This window comes from Pseudonocardia adelaidensis (assembly GCF_039543345.1).
Classification (GTDB): domain Bacteria; phylum Actinomycetota; class Actinomycetes; order Mycobacteriales; family Pseudonocardiaceae; genus Pseudonocardia; species Pseudonocardia adelaidensis.
In genome coordinates this window covers 1-9,171 of record NZ_BAABJO010000068.1, presented here as the reverse complement: position 1 = coordinate 9,171, position 9,171 = coordinate 1, and the positions used below count along the sequence as shown (strand labels likewise).

Annotated in this window: 9 protein-coding genes and 1 pseudogene; 3 read left to right on the top strand and 7 right to left on the bottom strand. The window is 75.6% G+C overall.

Annotated features, from left to right (window positions below; genetic code table 11):
* Positions 1-218, bottom strand: a 218-nt coding sequence (locus ABEA81_RS42050) for a hypothetical protein (protein ID WP_345613622.1), incomplete at its 3' end; no start/stop codon positions are given.
* 239 nt (positions 219-457) lie between these two features.
* Here ABEA81_RS42050 and lexA point away from each other — a divergent pair.
* Complete coding sequence (gene lexA, locus ABEA81_RS42045; protein ID WP_345613620.1) at positions 458-1,195, top strand: transcriptional repressor LexA; 738 nt, start codon at positions 458-460, stop codon at positions 1,193-1,195.
* A gap of 130 nt (positions 1,196-1,325) precedes the next feature.
* Here lexA and ABEA81_RS42040 read toward each other — a convergent pair whose 3' ends face one another.
* The 4 genes from ABEA81_RS42040 to ABEA81_RS42025 form a co-directional block, all read right to left on the bottom strand.
* Positions 1,326-2,252 (bottom strand): hypothetical protein, encoded by a 927-nt coding sequence (locus tag ABEA81_RS42040; protein WP_345613618.1) that lies wholly within the window; start codon positions 2,250-2,252, stop codon positions 1,326-1,328.
* Between the two features lie 74 nt (positions 2,253-2,326).
* Complete coding sequence (gene hflX / locus ABEA81_RS42035) at positions 2,327-3,778, bottom strand: GTPase HflX (protein ID WP_345613616.1); 1,452 nt, start codon at positions 3,776-3,778, stop codon at positions 2,327-2,329.
* A gap of 21 nt (positions 3,779-3,799) precedes the next feature.
* A complete protein-coding gene (locus tag ABEA81_RS42030) occupies positions 3,800-5,044 on the bottom strand; it encodes an FAD-dependent oxidoreductase (protein WP_345613614.1) in 1,245 nt (414 codons plus the stop codon).
* A complete protein-coding gene (locus ABEA81_RS42025; protein ID WP_345613612.1) occupies positions 5,044-5,550 on the bottom strand; it encodes an ArsR/SmtB family transcription factor in 507 nt (168 codons plus the stop codon). Before ABEA81_RS42025 ends, ABEA81_RS42030 begins: the two co-directional genes overlap by 1 nt.
* A gap of 51 nt (positions 5,551-5,601) precedes the next feature.
* On the opposite strand from ABEA81_RS42025, the gene ABEA81_RS42020 reads away from it, so the two are divergent.
* Positions 5,602-6,834 (top strand): MFS transporter, encoded by a 1,233-nt coding sequence (locus ABEA81_RS42020; RefSeq protein WP_345613610.1) that lies wholly within the window; start codon positions 5,602-5,604, stop codon positions 6,832-6,834.
* Here the strand turns inward: ABEA81_RS42020 and dapF are convergent.
* Together dapF and miaA are read right to left on the bottom strand one after the other, a co-directional pair.
* Positions 6,825-7,664 carry a diaminopimelate epimerase gene (gene dapF / locus ABEA81_RS42015; RefSeq protein ID WP_425570886.1) on the bottom strand — a complete coding sequence of 280 codons (840 nt, stop codon included), beginning with the start codon at positions 7,662-7,664 and terminating at the stop codon, positions 6,825-6,827. The two genes, ABEA81_RS42020 and dapF, sit on opposite strands and share 10 nt — an antisense overlap.
* Before the next feature lies 1 nt (position 7,665).
* Positions 7,666-8,583, bottom strand: coding sequence for a tRNA (adenosine(37)-N6)-dimethylallyltransferase MiaA (gene miaA, locus ABEA81_RS42010; protein ID WP_345613608.1), 918 nt, complete (start codon positions 8,581-8,583; stop codon positions 7,666-7,668).
* Between the two features lie 218 nt (positions 8,584-8,801).
* On the opposite strand from miaA, the pseudogene ABEA81_RS42005 reads away from it, so the two are divergent.
* Positions 8,802-9,171: pseudogene (locus ABEA81_RS42005) on the top strand (hypothetical protein); the annotation flags it as partial.

Sequence of the window (9,171 nt, the reverse complement as noted above, 5' to 3'; positions counted from 1 at the left end):
AGCGTGCGCGCGCCGGCCCCGGGCAGCGGCACCCGGCGGGCCCCGGACGGCACCCGCGGCCGCTCGGCCTCGGCGGGCCGCACCGCAACGGCGTTCACCGCGGGCCGCACGGGCAGCGGCCCGCGGGCCCGCCTGCGCAGACCGCGCCGCTCCCCCGCCCGCCGGTCGCGCGCCGGCCGCACGGTCACTCCCTGCTCGTACACACCGCGCTCGTACATACCGCCGCCTCCGCTTCTTCCGCTCTTGGAACAAGTGTTCGAACGAACGTCTGTGCGAAGTGTCTACCACCGGGGTCCGACAGAATCGAGAAACGCGGGCGTGTCGTTCGAACATGTGTTTGGCGACAAGCCCGATCGGGGCTACCGTCGTACGCGACGACGGTGGCGGCCGCACCCTGCGGCACCACCCATACCCAGCGGGCGGCCGGCGCGCCGCCCACGAGGAGGAGGCGCAGCAGATGGCACGGGACGACCCGGGCACCGGGTCCGGCGGCGATGCCGGTGAGACCGCGCAGGTGAGCACGTTCCCCGACCCGCCCGCCGAGCCTGCGGGTCTCACCCCGCGGCAGCGCAAGGTCCTCGAGGTGATCCGCGACTGGGTCGAGCGGTTCGGCTACCCCCCGAGCGTGCGGGAGATCGGCGACGCCGTCGGCCTCACCTCCACCTCCTCGGTGCACCACCAGCTGCGCGCGCTCGAGCGCAAGGGGTACCTGCGGCGCGACCCCAACCGCACCCGCGCCGTCGACGTCCGCGGGCCGGAGGACGTCACCGACACCCCCGCCGCCGCGGCGGACGACACCGCGACGGGCGACCTGCACCCCGCCCCCGCGATGGTCCCCCTGCTGGGCAACATCGCCGCCGGTGGGCCGATCCTCGCCGAGCAGGCCGTCGAGAGCGTCTTCCCCCTCCCCCGCGAGATCGTCGGCGAGGGCACCCTGTTCCTGCTGAACGTCCGCGGCGACTCGATGATCGAGGCCGCCATCACCGACGGCGACTGGGTCGTCGTCCGGCAGCAACCGGTGGCCGAGAACGGCGAGATCGTCGCCGCGATGATCGACGGCGAGGCCACGGTCAAGACGTTCAAGCGCCGCGACGGGCACGTCTGGCTGATGCCGGCCAACCCGGCCTACGACCCCATCCCCGGTGACGAGGCCACCGTTCTCGGCCGGGTGGTGGCGGTGATGCGGAGGCTCTGAGGCCTCGATCGGCGCCGGCCGGGGCCGGGAGCCTCGCCGCCCGGCCGCTCAGGCGCCCCTGTCCGGCCCACGCACCCTGTGTCGTCCCACGCTCCCCATCGACGGGGAGCGCGAGGGGAGACGGGGTGCGTCAGCCGCGTCGGGTCCGGGTGCGCACGGAGGCCACCGCCGTGACCAGCACCAACACCCCCACGACCGCGGCGCCGCCCAGGGCGGCGGGCAGCCAGGGCGGCGGCCCGGGATCGGGCACGACCTCCGGGGCCGGTGGCAGCGGGGCGACGGGGGCGGCCTCGCCGGCGAGGGCCGCCGCGCCGGCCACGGCGCGGATCTCACCGCGCACGCCGTGCCGGGTCTCCGAGCCGGACAGCAGGGCACCGTCCACGTCGAACGCGATGGCCTCCCCCTGCGGTTCGTCGGGCAGCGGGACGCGGACGGGCGGCCGGTTGAAGGCGGCCACGAGGTCGCCCCCACCGACCGGGAAGAGCCAGGCGTCGGTGTAGGTGCGCACCGCCGCCACGGTGCCGTCGCCGCTCAGCGCCGCGCCGGTGACCAGCCGCGTGCCGATCCCGCCCACCGGGCCGCCGAGCGTGTTCGACGCGGGCAGGTTCAGCTCCCCCACCGGTAGCAGCGGGGTCGGGCCCTCACCCTCGGGCGCGTCGGCGGTGCGGTAGAGCCCGGCGGGCCTCCCGACCTCCTTGGTGATCACGAACGGGCGCCCCTGGGCGTCGATCAGGAGGGCCTCGGCGTCGTGCGGGCCGTCGGGGTAGGTCAGGCGGTGCAGCTGGGCCGTACCCCGCTCGGGCAGGACGATGACCGCGACGGTGTCGCGGCGGCGCTCGTTGTCGCCGAGGTCGGCGGCCCAGAGGGCGCCGTCCGGCCCGACGGCGAGGTCCTCGACGTCGAAGGGATCGATGTCCGCGGTGCGGGTGTCGATCACGTCGCAGTTCGAGCGGTCGATGCGGTGGATCTGCACGCTGCGGCCCCCGTCGCTCAGCCCCCACAGGCCGCCGTCGTGCACGACCATCCCGGACAGCTCGCCGAGCCGCGGGTCGGTCACGGAGCAGACCGGCTCCGGCACGGGCGAGCCGGCCGGAACCAGCGGGTGGAGCGCGAGTGCGACGAGGAGACCGATCAGCTGCCGGAACCGTTCTGCGCGGCGGGGGTCACCCGTGCGTACGGCAGCACCGCGGTGGCGAGCCCCGCACCGACCCGGGCCCGCATCCGGGTGCCGTCGGCCGTGTGCTCCTCGCTCAGCACCTCACCCTCGCTGTGCACGCGGGCGACGAGCGAGCCCTGCACGTACGGCAGCAGCAGGTCGACCTCGACCTCGGGGGTCGGCAGCAGCTCGGCGACCCGCTCGCGCAGCTTCTCGACGCCGGCTCCGGTGCGGGCCGAGACGAACACGGCCTCCGGAAGCAGGTGCCGCAGGCGGGCCAGCTGCAGGTCGCCCGCCGCATCGGTCTTGTTCACCACGAGCAGCTCGCGCCCCATGGAGCCGCGCTGCTCGCCGATCTCGACGAGCACCTCCCGGACGGCCTTGATCTGGTCCTCCGGCAGCGCGTCGGATGCGTCGACGACGTGCAGGAGCAGGTCGGCGTCGGCGGTCTCCTCCAGCGTGGACCGGAACGCCTCGACGAGCTGGTGCGGCAGGTGGCGCACGAACCCGACGGTGTCGGTGAGGGTGTACGTGCGACCGTCGCTGGTGGACGTGCGGCGCGTGGTGGGGTCGAGGGTGGCGAAGAGCGCGTTCTCGACGAGCACGCCCGCGCCGGTGAGGGCGTTGAGGAGGCTCGACTTGCCGGCGTTCGTGTAGCCGACGATCGCGACCGACGGCACGTCCTGACGCCTGCGCACCCCGCGCTGGGTCTCGCGCACCTGCTTCATGCCGGAGAGCTGGCGGCGGAGCTTGGCCATCCGGTTGCGGATGCGGCGGCGGTCGAGCTCGATCTTGGTCTCACCGGGGCCGCGGCCGCCGATGCCGACGCCGCCCGCGGCCCGGCCACCGACCTGCCGGGACAGCGCCTCACCCCACCCGCGCAGGCGCGGGAGCAGGTAGGACAGCTGCGCGAGCTCGACCTGGGCCTTGCCGTCCTTGGAACGGGCGTGCTGGGCGAAGATGTCGAGGATCAGCGCGGTGCGGTCGATGACCTTGACCTTGAGCTTCTCCTCCAGCTGCCGCAGCTGGCCGGGCGAGAGCTCGCCGTCGGCGATCACGGTGTCGGCGCCGGCGTCCTGCACGGCGTCCCGCAGCTCGTCGACCTTGCCGGAGCCGATGTAGGTGGCCGGGTCGGGCCGGGAGCGGCGCTGGACGAGGCCGTCGAGCACCTGGGAGCCCGCGGTCTCGGCGAGGCGCGCGAGTTCCTCGAGGGAGGCGCGTGCCTGCTCGGCGCTGCCTTCGGTCCAGACCCCGACGAGCACGACGCGCTCCAGGCGCAGCTGCCGGTACTCGACCTCGGTGATGTCGGCGAGTTCGGTGGAGAGACCCGCGATCCGGCGCAGTGAGCTGCGTTCCTCGAGCTCGTAGTCCCCCTGTGTGGGGCGCAGCAGCTCGTCGGCGGGGGTGGACAGGGCAGGTTCAGTCATCGTGGTAGTCATGCTCCCACGTCAACGCTCCGGACGTCGTCCCTGATTCCGCGCGTCGCGCCGCGCGGCGGTGAGCGGCCCGGTCAGGTGCTCGGGCTGCAGCCCGAGCGCCACGACCCGGCCGAACAGGTCGAGGAAGCCGGGGACGTGGCGCAGGACGCGCAGCGGCCGGGGAACACGCAGCGGCGCCCGGACCTCGCCCGGGCCCTGCCGCGGGGTGACGATCGCGCGGCGCTGGGTCTCCCGCTGCAGCGCCTGCGTGAGGACGGTGGGTGCGATGCGCCTGCGCTGCACCGCCGCGAGGTGCCGGTCGGCCACCGGCCCGGCGAGCAGCGGCGGCACCAGGATCCGCGCCGCCGCCACCGCGTCCTGGACGGCGAGGTTCACGCCCACCCCCGCGACCGGGGTCATGGCGTGCGCCGCGTCTCCGATGCACAGGGCGCCGGGCTCCCACCAGCGACGCAGCCGGTCCTGGCGGACCTCCAACCGGGCGACGCCCGCGGCGGGTACGGCGTCGACCCGATCGGCGAGCACGGGCGCCAGGTCGCGCACGCTGCGCCGGACCACCCCGACCTCGTCCGGGTCGCCCTTGCCGACCAGCACGGCCACCTGCCAGTAGGTGCTCCGATCGACCATGACGACGCCGCCGCGCGCGGAGAACCGGACCAGCGAGCCGTCCGGGTCGCCGTCCCGCTTCGGCACGCGGACGTACCGGCAGTCGAACGGCGCCGCGAGGGCGCGGGGCGCCATCCCGAGCTCCTCCCGCACGCGGGAGTGCCGCCCGTCGCAGCCGACCACGAGGTCCGCCCGCAGCTCGTGCGCGGCGCCGCCCTCGCGGTCGGCGTAGCGGACGCCCACGACGCGGCCGTGCTCCCGCAGGAGGCCGTCGACCTCGGCCGACATCACGATGCGGAAGTGCGGCGACTCGCGTGCCGCGGCGACGAGCATGCCGAGGAGGTCCCACTGCGGCACGATGGCGATGTGCCGGTGACGCCCCGGGAGGCGGTCGAACCGCGGTGCGATCCTCCCGTCGTCGACGACGATCTCGGCGCGGCGCTCCAGCCGGTGCGGCAGCGTGGCGAACCGCTCCCCCAGCCCGAGCTCGTCGAGCAGCCCGAGCGTCGAGGCGTGCACGGTGTCGCCGCGGAAGTCGCGGCGGAAGTCGGCGTGCTTCTCCAGCACGGTGACGTCGACGCCGCACCTGGCCAGCAGCAGGCCGAGCACGATCCCGGCCGGGCCACCGCCGACCACGACGCACCCGGACATCAGCTCGCACCCGGGTAGATGGACAGGTAGACGGCCACCGCCTCGCCGTCCGGCGGTTCGGCGCGGGCGGCGTAGCGGTCGAGCAGTGCGCTCAGCTCGCTGCGCAGCGCGGCCGCGTCGGCCGGGGCGAGCCGGACCGCGAGCCTGCTCTGGTCCAGCGCGGCGACCCCGACCTCGGTGACCTCGTCGAGGTAGGCCTCGAGCGTCGCCTCGCCGAGCGACGGGTCGCGTTCGCCTCCTCGGAGGGACCAGGACAGCCGGGTGCCCCGGTACGGGATCTCGGTGGAGCCGCGCGGGCCCGGACGGGCCGGGAGCGGCTCCAGGAACCCGTGCCGGACCAGCCGCCGGACGTGGTGCAGCGTGGTGGCCGGGTCCCGGTGCAGCCGGTGCGCGATCTGCGCGTTCGTGAGGGGTTCCTGCAGCGTCAGCCGGATGATCCGCAGCCGGACGGCGGAGGCGAGCGTGGCGATCTCGGCCTCCGTGGCCTGCCTGCGCTGCGTGGGCATCCGGGAACCGTACCGGTTGACGCTTTCCAATCGGTGCCCCACGATCGGGGGATGAGCCTGTGGCGGCACCGTGACTTCCTGCTGCTCTGGGCGGGCGAGTCGGTGTCCCAGGTCGGGATCATGGTCAGCCACCTCGCCCTGCCGCTCCTCGCCGCCACCGTCCTCGGCGCGACGCCATGGGAGATGGGGCTGCTCGTGGCCGCGGAGCGCGGCGCGTTCCTGCTGGTGGGACTGCCCGCCGGGGTACTGCTGGACCGGGTGCGCCGGCTGCCGGTGATGATCGGCGCCAACCTCGTGCGGTTCGTGCTGATCGGGAGCATCCCGCTGGCGTGGGCGGCGGGCGTGCTGACGTTCGCGCAGCTCATCGTCGTCGCGCTGCTCGCCGGAGTCGCCACCGTCTTCTTCGACGTCGGCTACCAGTCCGTGCTGCCCGCCGTGGTCGGGCGCGCCGGGCTGGTCGAGGGCAACGCGAAGCTCGAGTCCACGCGAGCGGCGGCCGAGGCGGCCGGCCCCGCCCTGGGTGGCGGCCTGGTGCAGCTCGTCGGTGCGGCGTTCGCGGTGCTCGTCGACGCGGCCGGCTACCTCGTCTCGGCGGCGTTCCTCTCGCGGATGCGGACCCGCGAGACGGTGGCCCCGCGCCACCCGGGCCGCTCGCTGCGCGCCGAGATCGCCGAGGGACTGCGCTACGTCCTCGGCCACCCGCTGCTGCGCCCGATCGTGCTCTGCACCGGCACGGCCAACCTGTTCGGCGGGGTCCTGTCCGCCGTGTCCGTGCTGTTCCTCGCGCGCGAGCTCGGGCAACCGGCCGCCGTGGTCGGGCTCGTGCTGGCCGCCGGCAGCGCGGCGGGCGTGCTCGCGGCCGTCACGGCGAGCCGCTGGATCCGGCTCCTCGGGCAGGGGCGCACGCTCGTCGCCGCCCTGCTGGTGACGGGACCGCTCTCGCTCGCGCTCCCGCTGGCGACGGCCGGCGCGGGCATCGCATGGTTCGCGCTCGGCATGGCGGCCATCGCCTACGGCGGGGTGGTCTACAACGTCGCCCAGGTGAGCTTCCGCCAGTCCGTCACCCCGGACCACCTGCTCGGCCGGATGAACGCGAGCGTCCGGTTCCTCGTCTGGGGCACGATCCCGTTCGGCGGGCTGCTCGGCGGCGCGCTCGGCGAGCTGATCGGGTTGCGGGCCACGCTCGTGGTCACAGCAGCGGGCATGATCCTCTGTCCGGTCTGGCTGCTCGCGTCACCGCTGCGGCGCCTGCGCGACCTCCCGGCGGCCGCCGCTCAGGCCTGAGCCCCTCGACACGCCGCCCACCAGGAGGGGGTCAGCTCGCCGTGTGCCACGAGCACGGCCGGCCCGTGCAGGACGGTGGTGCCCGCCTCCACCGTGACGCGCAGGCGCCCGCCGGGCGCCTGCACCCCGACGGTGCCGGTGTCCTGCCCGGCGTGCCGCAGGGCGGCGACGACGGCGGCCACCGTGCCGGTGCCGCACGAGCGGGTCTCCCCCACGCCGCGCTCGTGCACGCGCATCGCGACCTCGTCGCCGTCCAGCGGCGTGACGAACTCGACGTTCACCCCGTGCGGGAACAGGGCGGGGTCGTGGCCGGGCGGGCGCGTGAGGTCCAGGCCCTGGAGGGGCACGTCGGTGACGCACGCCAGGTGCGGGTTGCCGACGTCGACCGCCACGCCCGCGAACGCCTGGCCGTCCACGCTGGCCGTGCTCTCCTCGCCGAGGGCGGCCTTGCCCATGTCGACGGAGATCTCCTCACCGGCCACGCGCACGGTGCGGACCCCGCCGCGGGTGCCCAGGCGCAGCTCGTCGCCGGGGAGCCACCCGAGGTGCTCGAGGTAGCGAGCGTAGACGCGTACGCCGTTGCCGCACATCTCCGCGATGCTGCCGTCGGCGTTGCGGTAGTCCATGAACCACTCGACGCCGGGCTCGGACACCGGGCCGTCGCCGAGCGCGGCCCACCGCACGACGCGGAGGACGCCGTCGGCGCCGAGACCGCGGCGGCGGTCGCACAGCGCGGCGACCCGCTCCGGCGTCAGGTCGAGCTCGCCGTCGGGGTCCGGCAGCAGCACGAAGTCGTTCTCCGTGCCGTGCCCCTTGCTGAAACGCACCACGTCACGAGCCTACGTGGCGCCCCAGATGGCGCAGAGCGGCCTCGATCGGATCGGGGGCGGCCCCGTCCAGCCAGTGGATGCGCCGGTCGCGCCGGAACCAGGAACGCTGCCGCCGGACGAAGCGACGGGTGGCCACGACCGTGTCGGCGGCCGCCGTGGTGAGGTCGCCATCCCCGTCCAGCGCGGCCACCACCTGCTGGTACCCGAGCGCGCGCGACGCCGTGCGGCCCTCGCGCAGCCCGCGGGCGAGCAGCGCGCGCGTCTCGTCGACGAGCCCCGCGGCGAACATGCGGGCCACCCGGCGGGCCACGCGCAGGTCGAGCTCGGCGGTCGGGCGGTCGATCCCGAGCAGGGCCGCGTCGTAGCGGGGCGCGCCCGCGGTGGGCAGCCGGGCCGGGAACGGCTTCCCGGTCAGCGCGACCACCTCGAGGGCCCGCACGATCCGGCGGCCGTTCGAGGGCAGCACCACCTCGGCGGCGGCCGGGTCGACCGCGGCGAGGCGGCCGTGCAGCGCGGCGGGTCCGCGCTCGGCGAGCTCGGCCTCCAACTCGGCACGCAGCACGGGATCGGTGCCGGGGAACTCCAGGTCGTCGACGACCGCCTGCACGTACAGCCCGGAGCCGCCCACCAGGACCGGGGTGCGGCCCGCCGCGAGCAGGCGTTCGACGACGGCGCGCGCCTCCCGCTGGTAGGCCGCCACCGCGGCCGTGTCGGTGACGTCGAGGACGTCCAGCAGGTGGTGCGGCACGCCCGCCCGCTCGCGCGGCGTGAGCTTGGCGGTGCCGACGTCCATGCCGCGGTAGAGCTGCATCGCGTCGGCGTTGACCACCTCGCCGTCCAGCGCGGCGGCCAGCGCCACCCCGAGGTCGGACTTGCCGGTCGCCGTGGGGCCGACGACGGCGATCAGCCGGTTGGGCACGAAGCGCAGCGTAAGCGGCACATCTCGGCGTCCCCCGGGCGACATCGACGGGCCATCCGGGGTTCAGCGCCCGTCCGGGCTGTTCCGGTCGGCCCGCAGAGCTGTTTGAATCGCGATCGGTCACCGGTTCCGTCGAACCGGCCACGGCCGACGTGCACGGCCCCGTCCCCGGACGGGGCGCCCGCCGCTCGCGGCGGGCCGGAGCGAGGAGGACGACCGTGTCGGAGCACCAGGGGAGCGGAACGCCGGAGCCGGTGGAGGACCGGGCAGCGCATCAGGAACAGGTCGCACACCCGGCGGCACGCGGCGCGGGAGCCGGGGCCGAACCCGGCGCCGATGTGGAGGCATCGGCCACCGCACCCGCCTTCGCCGCGGACAGCCCGGTCCGCCCGGTCGAACCGGCCGAAGCGCCCCGGCCGGACCCGCAGGACACGGCCCGGCTCACGGAGCCTGCCCCGGGTCCGCTGCCCGGCAGCCCGCCGACCGGGACGACCGCCGAACCCGCGGCGCCGCCACCGTCCCCTGCGCCCGACGCCGCCGACTCCACGGCCCCGGCGCCTCCGATCCCCGCGCCACCCGCCGCGGCTG

Bases quoted from the DNA above. Each gene is read 5' to 3' on its own strand.
- ABEA81_RS42030 (WP_345613614.1), bottom strand. From the start codon at position 5,044: ATGTCCGGGTGCGTCGTGGTCGGCGGTGGCCCGGCCGGGATCGTGCTC.
- ABEA81_RS42025 (WP_345613612.1), bottom strand. From the start codon at position 5,550: ATGCCCACGCAGCGCAGGCAGGCCACGGAGGCCGAGATCGCCACGCTC.
- lexA (WP_345613620.1), top strand. From the start codon at position 458: ATGGCACGGGACGACCCGGGCACCGGGTCCGGCGGCGATGCCGGTGAG.
- hflX (WP_345613616.1), bottom strand. From the start codon at position 3,778: ATGACTGAACCTGCCCTGTCCACCCCCGCCGACGAGCTGCTGCGCCCC.
- ABEA81_RS42020 (WP_345613610.1), top strand. From the start codon at position 5,602: ATGAGCCTGTGGCGGCACCGTGACTTCCTGCTGCTCTGGGCGGGCGAG.